Raw genomic sequence first — 15,566 nt, forward strand, 5'->3', positions numbered from 1 at the left:
GCCGGCGCTGCCGGGCTTGATTGCGGGCGCTGGCGCAGGCCAGCGGCGTGAAGCCGGGACGCGTCCTTCGCTGGCGCGGAGATCGCCGAGGGCAAGCCGCTTCGGCTCGTTCGACTGGCGCGCCATGGCGGCGTCGATCATGATCAGCGCGGTGCTGGCCAGCGGCGCGACGCAATGGGTGATGTTCAACGGCGCCGAAGACGGCTTGGCGGCGGCCGTCGCCAGCGGCCATCGTCGCAGCCTGCTCGCCGCGAGCCCGATCGACATCGTTTCCTCCGACCGCCATACGGTCAAACCGTGGCTCGACGCCCGCATCGGTGTCTCGCCGCCGGCGCCGGACCTTGCCCAGGACGGTTTCGCCCTCATCGGCGGCCGGGTCGAGGTGATGTCGGGCCGGCCGGTGCCGGCACTGGTCTACCGCCACCGCGAGCACCTGATCACGCTGGTCGCCGAGCCGCAGCAGGGCGGCAAGACCACCCAGCCGGACGATCTTTCCTCCGGCGGCTTTTCGATGGTGCACTGGAGCGACGGCGCCTTCTCCTACTGGGCGATCTCCGACATGGAGCGCCCCGAACTCGACGACTTCGTCGCTCGCTTCCGCAAGGCGGCGGTATGAGTCGGAATGTGGCCGTCGGCATCTCGCCGATGGCCTGAAATCCTTGCGGCCCCGCGCGAATTCCGCTAAGGCGCGCCTTTGTCGCCGGGGAGCAGAAGCTTGGACGATCAACGCGCCGACGTCGCCATCATCATGGGCAGCCAATCCGACTGGGCGACGATGCGTCAGGCAGCGGAGACGCTGGAGGCGCTTGGTGTGCCCCACAAACGGCTGATCATTTCGGCGCACCGCACGCCCGACCGGCTCTATGAGTTCGCCAAGGGCGCCAAGGCCGCCGGCTACAAGGTCATCATCGCCGGCGCCGGCGGTGCCGCGCATCTGCCCGGCATGACGGCGGCGATGACGCCACTGCCGGTGTTCGGCGTGCCGGTGGAATCGAAGGCGCTGTCGGGCCAGGATTCGCTGCTGTCGATCGTCCAGATGCCGGCCGGCATTCCTGTGGGAACGCTGGCCATCGGCAAGGCTGGTGCGGCCAACGCGGCCCTGCTGGCCGCCGCCGTGCTGGCGCTCAACGACGACAAGCTTGCCCATCGCCTCGATGCCTGGCGCGCCTCGCAGACCGCCAAGGTCGCGGCCGAACCGACGGATACGCCGTGAGCCTGCCCGCCGGATCGACCATCGGCATCATTGGCGGCGGCCAGCTTGGCCGCATGCTGGCAATGGCCGCCGCCCGGCTAGGCTACCGCACCATCGTGCTGGAGCCTCAACCGGATTGCCCGGCGGCACAGGTCGCCAACCGGCAGATCACGGCCGCCTATGACGACCCGTCCGCGCTTGCCCAACTGGCGGCTGCAAGCGCCGTCGTCACCTATGAGTTCGAGAACGTGCCGGTCGCCGCCGCAACCGCGCTTGCCGCCAAAGTGCCGGTCTATCCGCCGCCGCGCGCGCTTGACGTGGCGCAGGACCGGGTGAGCGAAAAGACATTCCTCAAGGGCATCGGCATCGCCACAGCCGCGTTCAATCAAGTCGACACCGACGAGGAGTTGGCGGCGGCGCTGAAGGCATTCGGCGGCAGCGGCATCCTGAAGACGCGGCGAATGGGCTACGATGGCAAGGGCCAGCGCGTCTTCCGCAACATGGAAGCCGGCGGTTTCGCCGGCATCTGCGAGGCGATGGGCAATGTGCCGCTGATCCTGGAAAGCTTCGTGCGGTTCGAGCGCGAGATTTCCGTCATCGCCGCGCGAGGGCTGGACGGCACTGTCGCCGCCTACGATCCAGCCTGGAATGTGCACCGCGACGGCATTCTGCACACATCGACCTTGCCGGCCGGCGTTGCGCCGGCAACCGGGCGGGACGCGAAAGACGCGGCGACGAAAATCCTGTCGGCGCTCGACTATGTCGGCGTCCTCGGTGTCGAGTTCTTCGTACTGGCCGACGGCTCGCTGCTGGCCAACGAGATCGCCCCCCGCGTCCACAATTCCGGCCATTGGACCGAAGCCGCCTGCATCGTTTCGCAGTTCGAGCAGCATATCCGCGCCATTGCTGGCCTGCCATTGGGAAGCTCGAACCGTCATTCCGATTGCGTGATGCAGAACCTGATCGGCGACGACGTGCTGCGCGTTCCCGCCTTGCTCGCCGAGCCCGACCTGATGCTGCATCTCTACGGCAAGGCCGAGGCCCGGCCCGGTCGCAAGATGGGTCATTTCACCCGCATCAGCCGCCGGGGCTGATACCAGACACGCCTATTGCACCTCGTCGCTGTCCGCGTCGGGGCTGGCGCAACTTACATCGCCTTCCTCGCAATTGGCGGAGGCGGCGAGCTGCTTGATGCGATCATCGGTCAGCCTGGTCAGGCATTGCGAGACCTCCATCGCATGGATGGACCCGCCCTGGCTGGCGGCGGTGTTATGCGCGCATTCCGCATCCCGGAAGCTGATCCAGGCGCGTTGTGCCACCTGAAGCAATCTCTTGCCGTCGGCATCATCGGAGCCGATCAGCGCCTGATAGGTCGCATTGAGCCTGGCGTCGGCCGCCTGATATTCCTCGCCGGCACAGATATTCATCATCTGCTGGCTGTCGTCGGAGCGGTCGCATTCCTGCGCTCGGACAGCCGAGCTCGCCGCCAGGATGACGAGGCAGGCGGAGAGGGATATTCGGCGCATGGTCGTCCCCAAATCACTTGAGATAAACTGCATCATCCCAGCCGGCTCATGGCCGCGCAATGCCACGGGGCGGACATGGCGGATATTTGATGATATCAGGACATGGAGCACGCTTGCGGTTGACTTACGGTTGACATGGGCAAGTCTCCTCGTTTATGAGCCACCCACCGTTCAAAAGGCGCGTCTTCTGGCGCGCCTTAAAAATTCGACCCGGACCGGGTCCAGACCGACAGGCAAGACCATGAAGATCAAGAATTCGCTCAAGGCGTTGAAGGCGCGTCACCGCGACAACCAGCTGGTTCGCCGCAAGGGCCGCGTTTACATCATCAACAAGACCGCCCCGCGCTACAAGGCGCGCCAGGGTTGAGTTTTCGGCCGGAGGCTTTTTTCGCCTCCGCCCATGATGCTTGTCGGCCAGCCGGCCTTCCCATGCTAAAATCACTTTGATGTTCCGCCGCCCGGGATTAAACTCGGGCGATGCGGATTATTTTTGTATTCTTGACGACTTTGCTGGTTTCCGGCGTCATCTCCCTGCCGACCCAAGCCGGTGATCGGCCGATCGCGCTGGCGGCCGCGGATGGTCAGCCGGCGCCCGCCGATGCCCAGCCAGCGGCTCCGGACACTCCGGCCACGCCGATGACGAAACAGGCCCGGCTCGACAAACTGTTCTCCGAACTGAAGCGCGAGCGCAACGAAAAGGCCGCCGAGCGCATTGCCGGCAACATCTGGAACGAATGGTTCCAGTCCGGCAGCGCCTCGATCGACCTGATGATGCAGTGGTCGCAAAAGGCGATAAACGAGCAGAAGTTCGACGTCGCGCTCGATTTCCTGGACCAGGTGGTGACGTTGCAGCCAAGCTACGCCGAAGGCTGGAACCGTCGCGCCACCGTTCATTTCATGATGAAGAACTACGGCAAGTCGATGGCCGACATCGACCGCACGCTGCAGCTCGAGCCTCGCCATTTCGGCGCGCTGTCGGGCCTGGCCCAGATCATGGCCGAAACCGGCCACAAGCAATCGGCGCTCGAGGCCTGGCAGAAGGTGCTGGCCATCTACCCGATGATGCGCAGCGCCCAGAACCAGGTCGCGACCCTGTCGGAAGAGCTTGCCGGCGAAGGCATTTGATAGATTAGGCGCCGGCCCTGGAGCCAGCGCTACTGCCTCACAACTTATCCCCCTGCATTCCCGTATATCCCCACATGAACCTGATCTATGCCACGCTCGCCTTCCTGATGGCGCTTGTCCTTGCCCTTGTCGGCGTCACCCGCGCCGGCTCGTGGCTGATCGAGCTCCGCGGTCCGTCGGTCGGCGCGTTCGCCGACATCAACGGTGCCCGCATCCACTATGTCCACATCCCCGCCCCAGCCAATGCGGATCTGCCGCCGATCGTCTTCATCCATGGCGCCAGCGCCAATTTGAAGGACCAGATGCTGCCACTCAGGCCGCTGCTTGAAGGCCGCGCCGAAATGCTGTTCTTCGACCGGCCTGGTTTTGGCTGGTCCGGCCGCGGTCCAGGCAACAATGAGGACCCATCGGCGCAAGCCGCAACCATCGCCGCCCTCATGGACCGTCTCGGCATCACGAAGGCGATCATCGTCGGCCATTCCTTCGGCGGCGTGGTGACGGCGGCTTTCGGCCGCGAGCATGCGGACAAGACGCTCGGCCTGGTCTTCCTGGCGCCGGCGACCCATCCCTGGCCGGGCGGCGCGACGTCCTGGTACTACGACCTGACGATCATTCCGGTGATCGGCCGGCTGTTCTCCGAGACGCTGACCTATCCGGCCGGGACGCTGCGGATGGCGGACGCCACGATCTGCGTCTTCTCACCCAACAAGGTGCCGGACAATTATCTCGCCGCAACCTCGATCCCGCTGGTGCTGCGGCCGTCGGCTTTTCGCGCCAACGCCACAGACGTTGCCGGCCTCTATCGCTATGCGCTCGGCGCCGCACCGCACTACAAAGAGATCACGGCCCCGACCGTGGTCATCTCCGGCGACCGCGACAAGGTCGTCTATGCCCGGATCCACTCCCTCGGCCTGGTGCGCGACATCCCCGGCGCCGAGCTCGTCTGGGTGCATAATCTCGGTCATAAGCCGGACTGGATCGCATCCGACCTCGTCGTCGGCGCCATCGAGAAAGTCGGCGGCAAGGATATCGATCTGGAAGCAATCGCCAGGACGGTGGAGCTACGGATTGCCGGCGACACGTACGGCGCGGGCAAATGCTCCGACATCAAAGAACCTGAAGCGGAACTCGCGCCGACCTGATGCGTGCCGTCCGAAAACGGCCATCGCAGGCCGCCATTGGGATCAGAGCGGAATGTACGTCCTGAAACACGGCATAAAGAGAAATCCGCAAAAGCGATGGGCGCTGCCGGATCGCATCTTCTTCGGTCACGGCGCATGCGCCATTCTCGCCGGCACCTTCCTCAGGCATCCGCCATTGGAGGGATTTTACGGCGAACGGATCATTCCTGACGTAGGTTTTTCAGGAAACCATATCTATGTGACGAACGGCCTGATCGCTTTCGACTATCACGGCTATTGCGCCCGAGAGCGGTTGCTCGAACACCATGAAAGAAGCTGGGCTTCGCGCAACGCCGGATGGCATTGCACGATTGCGAAAGTGGATTTCGATCTGCTCGATAAGACCGAACTCAACCGGCGAAAGATGCTCGGCCCGGATCAGTATCCGCATGACCCCATTCCTCGCGCGCGACAGTTTCTCCAGCGAAGAAACCACGCGGAAGCCGCGGCAAGAGCGCTCAGGGCTGCAACGAGGTTGGCGGCCGACTACCGGCCGGCTGTTTCCGATCCGACATAGGCGATGCGCAGCATGTTGGTCGATCCCGGAGTCCGCAGCGGCACACCGGCGGTGATGATGACCCGGTCGCCCGGCTTGCCGAAGTCTTCTTCCAGCGCAATGCGGCAGGCGCGGTCGACCATGTCGTCGAGATCGGTCGCATCGGGCGAGACGACGCAATGCGTGCCCCACAAAAGCGACAGCCGTCGCGCCGTGTTGAGGATCGGCGACAGCGCGATGATCGGCACCTGCGGACGTTCACGCGCGGCGCGCAGGCCGGTTGTGCCCGATGCCGTGTAGGTGATGATCGCAGAAAGTTTCAGCGTTTCGGCGATTTCGCGTGCGGCCAGCGAAATGGCATCGGCGCCCGTCGCTTCCGGCTCGGAGCGTTGCGCGTTGATGATGCCGGCATAGGTTGGATCGGTTTCGACCTTGGCGGCGATGCGGTTCATCATCGCCACCGCTTCGACCGGATAGGCGCCCGCCGCCGATTCCGCCGACAGCATGATCGCGTCGGCGCCTTCGAAGACGGCGATCGAAACGTCGGACACTTCGGCGCGGGTCGGCACAGGGGCCGTTATCATCGATTCCAGCATCTGCGTGGCGACCACCACCGGCTTGCCGGCGCGGCGCGCGGCGCGCGTGATCTGCTTCTGGATGCCGGGCACCGCCTCCAACGGCATTTCGACGCCGAGATCGCCGCGGGCGACCATCAGCGCGTCGGACAGTTCGATGATCTCGGCCAGCCGGGCCACGGCCTGCGGCTTTTCGATCTTGGCCATGATCAGCGCCCGGCCGCGGGCGATCTTGCGCGCTTCGGCCAGATCTTCCGGCCGCTGCACGAAGGATAGCGCGACCCAGTCGACGCCCGTGGCGAGCACCGCGTCGAGATCCTTGCGATCCTTCTCGGTCAGCGCGCCGACCGGCAGGTCGGTATCGGGCAGGCTGACGCCCTTCTTGTCGGAAATAGTAGTGCCGGCAATGACAGTGCAGACGATCGACTTGCCGTCGCTCTTTACCGCCTTCAGTTCGAGCTTGCCGTCGTCGATCAGGAGGCGATGGCCAGCCTCGACCGAGCTCAGGATTTCGGGATGCGGCAGGTAGACCCTTGTCGAGGTGCCGGGCTCGGGATTGTCGTCGAGCGTGAATGTCTGGCCCAGCGTCAAGACTTCCTTGCCATTGGCGAACTTGCCGACGCGCAGCTTCGGGCCTTGCAGGTCGGCAAGGATGCCGATCGGCCTGCCGACTTTTTCCTCGACGGCGCGGATGCGGGCGACCAGCGTGCGCATCAACTCATGATCGGTATGGCTCATATTGATGCGGAACACATCGGCGCCGGCTTCGAACAGCTTCTTCAGCATCTCCTCGGAGGAAGATGCCGGACCGATTGTGGCTAGGATCTTGACCTTGCGGCTACGTCTCATTGACTGTTCGTTCCCGGGGCGGCTGGAGCGCCTCCCGTTGCGGGCTCGTCGGTGAGCTGGACCATCCAGCTTGCCTGCTCGCCCGTGTCATATTCCTGGAATCCGGCGCGCTGGAAGCCCCGGGCGACGCAGTCGCTTACGCCGGCAATCCTGAACTCTTTTTCAGCCACGCACATGTTGATCGGGCCGTCCCAGCGTCCACCGCGCTCGGCGTCTTCTGCATAAAGATAGTAAAACCTTGATGACAGCGGCCCTTCGATCAACGTCTTGCAGCTCGATCCCTCGATGTGCCACCAGCCCTCGGTGATCCAGCCGGCCTTGGCCCGGTAGCCGATTCCGACGCCGACCAGGTTCTGCGTGGCGTTGCAGACGCGGAAGTCGGCGCGCGCCGGCGAAGCTGTGACCATCGCGGACAATCCCACGGCGAGCGTCAGGAGCGGCATGGCTAAGGCAAGGCGCGCGCGCTGCCCGCCGGCGGAAGCCATCCTAAAACCCCTCAAGAACCACATCAGCATCTCTCTGCGCCCCTTTTCGGAAAAGTCCGGGCGCATGTCAACGCGCCGTTTTGACCAATTCCAATCGATTTAGGAAGGCTCCCGGCGCGCGACCGTCGCCCGGTGCCAGATTTTCCGGGAAACCTTGGCTAAACAACGGCATTGCGCAGAGGTCGTCTTCATGGAATGACGATAGCATCCTCCCCGAAGGCCAGCGAACGACCATTTTCCGCCAATGACCCGATCCACAGTTTTCGCGCCCTTCGACATTGTCGAGGGCGACCGCAAGCGAGGCATCGTGCTTCTGGCCGATCATGCCCGCCGCGACCTGCCGGAAGAGTATGGCAGCCTGGGGCTGCCCGCGGCCGAATTCGACCGCCATATCGCCTATGACATTGGCGTCGAAGCGGTGACGCGTGAACTAGCCGCCCTGCTCGGTGCGCCGGCGGTGCTCGCCAATTTCTCGCGGCTGCTGATCGATCCCAACCGAGGCGAGGACGATCCAACACTCATTCGCCAGCTTTACGACGGCACCCTCATTCCGGGAAATTATCCCCTGGCGCAGGAGGAACGCGAAAGGCGGCTCGATCGCTTCTACCGCCCTTATCACGACGCGGTCGGCGCCGTGATTGCGTCGGTCGCGCAAGCTTCCGGGCAAGCACCTTTCATCTTCTCGGTGCATTCCTTCACCCCTGCCATGCAGGGCAAGCAACGTCCGTGGCATGTCGGTATCCTTTGGGACAAGGACGATCGGGTGGCGCGACCGCTGATCGATATGCTGGCTGAGGACAAAGAACTCGTCGTCGGCGACAATGAGCCCTATGACGGCGCTTTGCGCGGCGACACCATGTTCAGGCACGCCATTGTCAATGGCTATGCCCACGCGCTGATCGAAATCCGCCAGGATCTGATAGCGGACCAGAAGGGCATTCTCGCCTGGGCCGGGCGGCTCTCACCGATCGTTGACGCGATCGACCACCGTCCCGATATACATGCGGTGAAGATGTTCGGCTCGCGCACCGGGCCGCTATGACGGAGGTTTCGGATGACCGAACTCAGCGACGAACAGAAGCGCGACTTCGAGGCCGCCGCCTTTCGGCGACTGGTCGAGCACTTGCGTGAACGGGGCGACGTGCAGAACATCGATCTGATGAACCTCGCCGGCTTCTGCCGCAACTGCCTCTCGAACTGGTACCGCGAAGCAGCCAATGCCGAAGGCGTCGAGCTCGGCAAGGACCAATCGCGCGAGATCGTCTACGGGATGCCCTATGCGCAGTGGCAGGCGCTCAACCAGACAGAGGCTTCGGATGCCAAGAAGGCGGAATTCGAAGCGCGGCGCCCCAAGGATCACTGAGTCCGTTTGGCCCAAATGCTTTCCCATCAACAGCGCTTGACTGAAAATTGAATCGATCTAATTTGCCGCGCATAGCCATTTTCTGACCGGATTCGTCCCATGAACGCTTCGAACCCCATGCAGACTGCCATTCGCGGGCGATGGGCCGTGGCGGCCATTTTCCTCGCCAATGGTTTCCTGACCGGCAGCTGGGCGCCGCAGATTCCTGTCTTCCTGACCCGGTTGGACATCTCGAAATTCACGCTCGGCCTGCTGATCCTATTGTTCGGCGCCGGCGCGGTCACCGCCATGACATGGTGCGGCCACCTGATCTCCAAACACGGCTCGCGCACCGTGCTGCGCTGGTTCGGCCTCTGCGGCAGCCTCGGCCTGCTGGTCGTGGCGCTGGCCCCCAACGTGCCGCTGGCAGCCATCGCCATGTTCATCTTCGGCGGCTCCATCGGCGGCATGGATGTCGCCATGAATGCCAATGCGGTGGTGGTGGAACGGCGGCTAGGGCGCGCCATCATGTCATCGTCGCACGGCTTCTGGAGCCTCGGCGGTTTCGCCGGCGGCGCCCTTGGCGGCTACGCCATCCAGACTTATGGCCACCTCGCCCATGCCGCGGTGGTGACCGCGCTTGCCTTCGCGGCAATCGCGGCGGCGGTGCCCCACATCGTGGCCGAAAACAGACCGCAGGCGACCGAGCATCATAAATTCGCTCTGCCGGCAAATCCATTGGTCTACCTGATCGGCCTGATGGCCCTGCTGACGATGATTTCAGAGGGCGCGGTGCTCGATTGGGCGGCGCTGTACCTGCGGCAGGAACTCGGCGCCGACCTCGCCGTCGCCGGTCTTGCCTACGCCGCCTTTTCCGGGGTCATGGCGATCATGCGCTTTTTCGGGGATGGCGTCCGCAACCGCTTCGGCGCGGTGATGACACTGCGCGGCTCGGCCATCGTCGCGGCCGCCGGCATGCTGATCGCCGGCCTGTCGCCCTCGCCTTGGCTCGCCATCGCAGCCTTTGCGCTTTGCGGCTTCGGCATCGCCAACATGGTGCCGATCATCTTTTCCGCCGGCGGCAACCAGGAGGGCATGTCGTCGGGCACCGGCATGAGCGTCGTCACCACCATGGGCTATTCCGGCATTCTGGTGGCGCCGTCGGCGATCGGCTTCGTCGCCGAACATTCCAGCTTCGGGCCGATCTTCATCGCCATGTCGGTGCTGCTGATCGTCGTCTTGCTGATGGCGGGTCTCGCTCACCGCGCCGAATTCGCTCCCGACGTCGCACCAGCCGAATAACGTTTCAATTCCTCATGGAGAAAGTCGGCCACGCGGCGGATGCGCACGCTGCTGCGCACGTCGCGATGCATCGCCAGCCATACCGGCAGCTCGGGCAGCGGCAGGCCGGGCAGCACCTTCTCCACCAGCGGATCGCGATCGGCCAGCGGCTCCTGGCCAAGACCAATGCCGTTTCCCGTCCGCACCGCCTCCCACAGGACCATTTGGCTGTCGGCCCTGAAGCGGAAGCTGCTTCGGCTGACCGGAATGCCTAATTGCGTAAAGCCCCGGATCATCTCGTCGCTGCGATCGAAGCCGATCAAGGGATGATCGACGAGATCGGCCGGCCCGAGCGGACGGCCGCGCCGGTCGAGATAGGCAATGGCCGCGCAGGCGCAGAGTGCGATATCGCAGACCTTGCGCGCCACCAGTTCGTTCTGCGCCGGCTTGACCATGCGGATGGCAATGTCGGCATCCCGGCGCAGCAGGTTTTCGACCTGGTTCGAGGCAACGATCTCGACCTCGATGCCGGGTTCCTCGATGCCGAGCCGCGCCATCATTTCGGGCAGCACATAGGCAGCCACTACTTCGCTGGCGGCGATGCGCACGGTGCCTTCGATGGCCTCGACCGAACCCAGCGCCAGCCGTGAAAAGGCACTGGCCTGTTCGCTGACCGTTTTTCCGCGCTCGAACAACGTGGCCCCTGCTTCCGTCAGCGCATAACCGCTTCGCCCACGCCGGAACAGGGTAACGCCGAGCGCATGTTCCAGTTCGGTGATGTGACGGCCAAGCGTCGGCTGGCTGGCCGACAGCTTTCGCGCGGCGGCCGACAAGCTGCCGGTTTCCGCGACCGTGACGAAGCTCTTGATCAGGTTCCAATCGATGTCAGTCATTCAATAATGAATATTAAGACTGCATCCATAGTCAATTTCAATTCATGCGTGAGGCACGCATATTCCCCCTGCAAACAGCGATACGAACTGCAACCACTAACCAGGAGATCTCAGAAATGACCAGGATCGCAATTCTCGGCGCCAATGGCCGGCTCGGCCGCGTGGTCGCCAAGGCTTTCATCGATGCCGGCTTCGATGTGCGCGCCGTTACCCGCACTGGCAACGTACCGGCCGAACTCAAGGGCGCCACGACGGTTGCCGGCGATGCGCTGGACCGTCAATCGCTGATCCAGGCCACCGAAGGGGTGGATATCATCTTCAACGGCCTCAATCCGATCTACACCGACTGGGGCAAATGCCTGCCGATGGCTGAAAATGTCATGGCCGCCTGCCACGCCAACAACGCGCTGCATCTCTTCCCCGGCACGGTCTATAATTACGGCTCGCCCATGCCGGCGGTGATATCGGAAGACACGCCGTTCCATCCGACGACCGAGAAGGGTCGCATTCGCTGTGCCATGGAGGATCTGTTCCGCCGTGAGGCCGAGGCCGGTCGGGTGCGCACCGTTGTTCTGCGGGCCGGCGACTTCTTCGGCGGCACTGGCAGTGGCTCCTGGTTCGACCTTGTCGTCGCCGCCAAGATCAACAAGGGCATCTACACCGCGCCCGGCCCGGCCGACCTCGTGCATGAATGGGCCTATCTGCCCGATTTCGCCGTAGGTTTCGTGGCGCTCGCCAGGACCCTGGACAAACTCGGCTCCTATGAAGCGCTGAACTTTCCCGGCCACGCGGTCACCGACCTGCAGATCAAGGCGGCCGCCGAGAAGGCGGTTGGCTATCAGCTCAAAGTGACTTCGATGCCCTGGTGGGTGCTGCGTGCCGGCAGCCCGTTCGTGGCGATGTGGCGGGAGATCGTCTCGATGTCCTACCTGCGCTTCGAACCGCACCAGCTGGCTTCGACGCGGCTGGAAGGCATCATCGGCGAAATCCCGCATACGCCGCTCGATCAGGCCGTGAACAAAGCCTTGCAGGATATCGGCATCGCCGTCGCGCCCGCCCGTCGCCAGGCCGCCTGATCGAGCTTGCTGGCCAGATGAGAACGGCTGGGCTCAGTAAGGGTCCGGCGGTGATAGTTGTCGTCAGATCCTTCCCAGCACAAGCAGGATCAGCACCACGACCAGGATGACGCCGACAATGCCCGATGGTCCGTAGCCCCAGGAGCGGGAATGCGGCCATGCCGGCACCGCGCCGATCAGGATCAGGATCAGGATGATAACGAGAAGTGTGCTGATGGCCATTTTGAGCCCTCGCCGTCTGGTTGCATTCCAGGGAACAATGCGAAAGGCCGTCCGGTTGTTCCCGGACGGCCTTTGTTGCTCGGGCTTGCGAAACGCTCTATTCCGCGGCCTTCGGGAAGCTGACCGCCGGCTCGGCGCCGACATCTGCCAAAGGTCCTTGGGACGAGATCTCGCCCTTGCCGCGCCGGAAGAGACGGCTGATTAAGCCGCGCCGCGCGCCGGGCTTGACCTTGGCGCGGGTGAAAACCATCAGCATCGACGGCGTCACCACCAGCGTCAGAATGGTGGCGAAGGACAGGCCGAAGACGATCGCCGAGGACAGCGAAATCCACCATTGCGTCGACGGCGCATTGATCGTCGTCTCGTGATGGAAGATTTCGAGCCCAAGGCCGAAGGCGATCGGCAGCACGCCGAGAATCGCCGACACCGCCGTCAGCACAACCGGTCGCGCACGCTCGCGGCAGGTCTGCAGCACCGCGTCCATCTTGTCCCAGCCCTCCTCGCGCAGCCGGTCGTAGGTGTCGATTAACACGATGTTGTTGTTCACCACCACGCCGGCCAGCGCGATGACGCCAATGCCGGACATGACAATGCCGAACGTCTCGCCTGTGATAAGCAGTCCGAGGAACACGCCGATTGTCGCCATGACCACGCAGGACAGCACCAGCCATACGCTGGTGAATTTGTTGAACTGCGCGAGCAGCACCAGGAAGATCAGGAAGATCGCCGCGCCGAAGGCCTTGCTGAGGAAGGCGCTGGCTTCCGCGCTGTCCTCATTCGATCCGGCGAGCTTCCAGCGTATTCCGCTGCCCAGATTCATATCGGTGACGGCCTGGGTGACCTCCTGCTGCACGACAGCGACTTGGCTGCCGGCCGTGACGTTGGCCTGCACCACCACGGTGCGGGCGCCGTCGATGCGGTTGAGGATGCCGACCGTCGGCTCGGGTTTGCGCACGACGAAGTTCGAGATCGGCACCGACCCTTGCGAGGTCTGCACCCTGAGCTCGTCCAGCGTCGACAGCGTGCGCCGGTCTTCCGGAAGACGCAGGCGGATGTCGACGGCGTCGTCGGCGCCAGCGGGCCGGTATTCGGAAAGCTTCAGTCCGTTCGTCACCAGCTGCACCACGGTGCCGACGGAAGTCGGACTGATGCCGTATTGCGCGGCCTTGGCGCGGTCGACCTCGAGAGCCCAGTCGACGCCAGGCGGCGGCAGGCCATCGGAAATATCGATGACGCCCGGCACCTTGGCGATACGCGCAGCCACGGCGCGCGCCTTGTCGTCGAGGCCGGCTGGATCGACGGCCGAGAGCCTGATCTGGATTGGCTTGCCGGTTGGCGGACCGGCTTCCGGCACGCGCACCTCGACGTTGACCCCGGGAATGCCGGCCATCACGCCGCGCAGATCGCTTAGTATCTGGTCCGCGGACTTGCGTTCGCGCCAGTCGATGAATTCGTACTGGATGACGCCGACGACGTCCTCGGGCACATCCTGGCCGCCGCCCTGCGTCTTGCCGACGCGGGTGTAGACCGACTTCACGCCGGGCCAGCCGAGCAATCGGTTTTCGGCGATCTTGGTCGCCGTATCCATTTCGGCCAGCGAAAGGTTGCCGCGGGCATGCACGTAAAGCAGGCCATAGTCGGGTTCGACGCTAGGGAAGAATTCGACGCCGGCACCGTACTTTGAATAGCCAACGAAAATACCCGTCAGCAAGACGACGGTGAGCACGATCACGGTGATGGGAAAGCGCACCGCTTGCTTGACGACAGCCATGTACCAGCCGTCGCGATTGCCATCCTCGTGATGCTGCGGCGCCTTGGCGAATATGGCGCCCAGCGTCGGCGCGAAAACCAGCGCATAGAGCATCGAGGCCGACAGCGTGACGATTAGCGTGATCGGCATGTACTTCATGAAATCGCCGATGATCCCGGGCCAGAACAGGAGCGGCGAGAAGGCGGCGATACGCGTCATCGTCGCTGCGATGACCGGGCCGGCCATGCGCTTGGCGGCGAGCGCGAAGGCTTCCTGCTTCGGCATGCCCTCGCTCATCCGTCGTTCGGCGAACTCGGTGACGATGATGGCGTCGTCGACCAGCATGCCGACCGCCAGAATAAGGCTGAACAACACGATCATGTTGATCGTGTAGCCCATCATGGCAAGCAGCAGGATACCGACCAGGAAGGACGACGGAATGGCAAGGCCAATCAGCAGCGAGGCCCGGCCGGACAGCGCGTAGAGGATGACGATGAACACCAGGATGACGGCGATCATCACGTGGTTCTGCAAGTCGCCCAACAGCTGGTTGACGAAGACGGACTTGTCCTGCGTGTAGGTGACGTGCATGCCCTCGGGCATCGTCTTGACGAAAGCGTCGGACACCTCCCTGACCTTGGTCAGCGTGTCGATCAGATTGGCGCCGATGCGCTTCTTGACTTCGATGGCGATGGCCGGCTTGCCGTTGAGGCGCGTGATTGTCGTCGCGTCGGCGAAGGTCGAGCGTATCGTCGCGATGTCCTTGGCCTGCACCACGGCATTGGGCCCGGCGACCACGGGCAGTGCCGCCACATCCTCCGGTGTCTCGATCAGCGACGGCACCTTGACGGCATATTTGCCTTCCGAGCCCTCGATATTGCCGGCGGCGACCAGGCTGTTGGAAGCACCGACAGCGCCGATCAGCTGGTCGAGCTGCAGGCCATAGGACGACAGCTTCATCGGATCGATGACGACTTCGACCAGATCGTCGCGCGAGCCCTGCAACGAGCCTTCGAGCACGCCGGGCACTTCCTCGATGCGATCACGCAGTTCACGGGCCGCGGCCGTCAAAACGCGCTCCGGCAATTCGCCGGAAAGCGTGACGACGAGCACCGGGAATTCCGAGATGTTGACCTCGGTGACGACAGGCTCCTCGGCCGCCTGCGGCAGGTCGGCCTTGCCGTCCTGCACCTTGGAGCGCGTATCCTGCAGCGCCGTCGCAAGGTTCGTCTGCGGCTGGAACTCGACCAGAACGTAGCCGCCGCCCTGGAAGGCGGCCGAACGCATCTCCTTGAGGCCCTTCAGGCTTTTCAACTTGCTTTCCATCGGCCGCAGCAGAAGACGCTCGGAATCCTCCGGTGAAATGCCTTGATAGATCAGACTGACATACATCATCGGAATCGGAACGTCGGGTTCCGCTTCCTTCGGTGTCGACTGATAGGCGACCCAGCCTGCAATCAGCAGGAAGACCAGGACCGAGATGGTCAGGCGGGCATTGTTGATTGCGAGTCTGACGATATCCATGACTTATGCCTGCTGTTGCTTTCGGGAGTGGCGAACGGACATGCTGTCG

At 63.7% G+C, this 15,566-nt stretch carries 17 protein-coding genes; 11 read left to right on the forward strand and 6 right to left on the reverse strand.

Going from position 1 to position 15,566, the window contains the following annotated elements; translation table 11 throughout:
• The 3 genes from X739_RS138425 to X739_RS138415 form a co-directional block, all read left to right on the forward strand.
• On the forward strand, positions 1–616 hold a 616-nt coding region (locus tag X739_RS138425; protein WP_023796320.1), incomplete at its 5' end, for an anti-sigma factor.
• A gap of 99 nt (positions 617–715) precedes the next feature.
• Positions 716–1,213 (forward strand): 5-(carboxyamino)imidazole ribonucleotide mutase, encoded by a 498-nt coding sequence (purE, locus tag X739_RS138420; RefSeq protein WP_023796321.1) that lies wholly within the window; start codon positions 716–718, stop codon positions 1,211–1,213.
• Entirely contained in the window at positions 1,210–2,286 is a 1,077-nt protein-coding gene (locus X739_RS138415; RefSeq protein WP_023796322.1) for a 5-(carboxyamino)imidazole ribonucleotide synthase, read from the forward strand. The genes purE and X739_RS138415 overlap by 4 nt, the downstream gene beginning before the upstream one ends.
• Positions 2,287–2,298: 12 nt before the next feature.
• Here X739_RS138415 and X739_RS138410 read toward each other — a convergent pair whose 3' ends face one another.
• Positions 2,299–2,718, reverse strand: a complete 420-nt coding sequence (locus X739_RS138410; protein ID WP_023773944.1) for a lysozyme inhibitor LprI family protein — start codon at positions 2,716–2,718, stop codon at positions 2,299–2,301.
• 241 nt (positions 2,719–2,959) lie between these two features.
• Between X739_RS138410 and ykgO the strand changes: the two genes are divergently transcribed.
• The 4 genes from ykgO (at position 2,960) to X739_RS138390 (ending at position 5,541) form a co-directional block, all read left to right on the forward strand.
• A complete protein-coding gene (gene ykgO / locus X739_RS138405; RefSeq protein ID WP_006327841.1) occupies positions 2,960–3,085 on the forward strand; it encodes a type B 50S ribosomal protein L36 in 126 nt (41 codons plus the stop codon).
• A gap of 110 nt (positions 3,086–3,195) precedes the next feature.
• The gene (locus X739_RS138400) at positions 3,196–3,843 is read left to right on the forward strand and encodes a hypothetical protein (protein ID WP_023796323.1); all 648 of its coding nucleotides are present in this window, start codon (positions 3,196–3,198) and stop codon (positions 3,841–3,843) included.
• A 74-nt stretch (positions 3,844–3,917) separates the two neighbouring features.
• On the forward strand, positions 3,918–4,985 hold the full coding sequence (locus tag X739_RS138395) for an alpha/beta hydrolase (protein WP_023796324.1): 1,068 nt from the start codon (positions 3,918–3,920) through the stop codon (positions 4,983–4,985).
• Between the two features lie 52 nt (positions 4,986–5,037).
• The gene (locus X739_RS138390) at positions 5,038–5,541 is read left to right on the forward strand and encodes a hypothetical protein (protein ID WP_023773941.1); all 504 of its coding nucleotides are present in this window, start codon (positions 5,038–5,040) and stop codon (positions 5,539–5,541) included.
• Here X739_RS138390 and pyk read toward each other — a convergent pair.
• Positions 5,511–6,944 (reverse strand): pyruvate kinase, encoded by a 1,434-nt coding sequence (pyk, locus tag X739_RS138385; RefSeq protein ID WP_023784804.1) that lies wholly within the window; start codon positions 6,942–6,944, stop codon positions 5,511–5,513. The genes X739_RS138390 and pyk overlap by 31 nt on opposite strands.
• Positions 6,941–7,459: a DUF1036 domain-containing protein gene (locus tag X739_RS138380; RefSeq protein WP_198019230.1), complete on the reverse strand. Its 519-nt coding sequence runs from the start codon at positions 7,457–7,459 to the stop codon at positions 6,941–6,943. Before X739_RS138380 ends, pyk begins: the two co-directional genes overlap by 4 nt.
• Positions 7,460–7,673: 214 nt before the next feature.
• Between X739_RS138380 and X739_RS138375 the strand changes: the two genes are divergently transcribed.
• The 3 genes from X739_RS138375 (at position 7,674) to X739_RS138365 (ending at position 10,073) form a co-directional block, all read left to right on the forward strand.
• A complete protein-coding gene (locus tag X739_RS138375; protein WP_023773938.1) occupies positions 7,674–8,471 on the forward strand; it encodes an N-formylglutamate amidohydrolase in 798 nt (265 codons plus the stop codon).
• A 12-nt stretch (positions 8,472–8,483) separates the two neighbouring features.
• Positions 8,484–8,792: a DUF1244 domain-containing protein gene (locus tag X739_RS138370; RefSeq protein WP_023773937.1), complete on the forward strand. Its 309-nt coding sequence runs from the start codon at positions 8,484–8,486 to the stop codon at positions 8,790–8,792.
• A gap of 99 nt (positions 8,793–8,891) precedes the next feature.
• Positions 8,892–10,073, forward strand: coding sequence for an MFS transporter (locus tag X739_RS138365; protein ID WP_031252561.1), 1,182 nt, complete (start codon positions 8,892–8,894; stop codon positions 10,071–10,073).
• Here the strand turns inward: X739_RS138365 and X739_RS138360 are convergent.
• Complete coding sequence (locus tag X739_RS138360) at positions 10,031–10,945, reverse strand: LysR family transcriptional regulator (RefSeq protein WP_023796326.1); 915 nt, start codon at positions 10,943–10,945, stop codon at positions 10,031–10,033. The two genes, X739_RS138365 and X739_RS138360, sit on opposite strands and share 43 nt — an antisense overlap.
• 116 nt (positions 10,946–11,061) lie before the next feature.
• Here X739_RS138360 and X739_RS138355 point away from each other — a divergent pair, with 116 nt between their 5' ends.
• On the forward strand, positions 11,062–12,021 hold the full coding sequence (locus X739_RS138355) for an SDR family oxidoreductase (protein ID WP_023796327.1): 960 nt from the start codon (positions 11,062–11,064) through the stop codon (positions 12,019–12,021).
• A 63-nt stretch (positions 12,022–12,084) separates the two neighbouring features.
• Here the strand turns inward: X739_RS138355 and X739_RS1000000168820 are convergent, their stop codons facing one another.
• Together X739_RS1000000168820 and X739_RS138350 are read right to left on the reverse strand one after the other, a co-directional pair.
• Entirely contained in the window at positions 12,085–12,243 is a 159-nt protein-coding gene (locus X739_RS1000000168820; RefSeq protein ID WP_023773933.1) for a DUF3309 family protein, read from the reverse strand.
• Positions 12,244–12,340: 97 nt separating this feature from the next.
• Complete coding sequence (locus X739_RS138350) at positions 12,341–15,517, reverse strand: efflux RND transporter permease subunit (RefSeq protein ID WP_023796328.1); 3,177 nt, start codon at positions 15,515–15,517, stop codon at positions 12,341–12,343.
• Positions 15,518–15,566 lie beyond the last annotated feature (49 nt).

The organism is Mesorhizobium sp. LNHC209A00, from assembly GCF_000502915.1.
GTDB lineage: Bacteria > Pseudomonadota > Alphaproteobacteria > Rhizobiales > Rhizobiaceae > Mesorhizobium.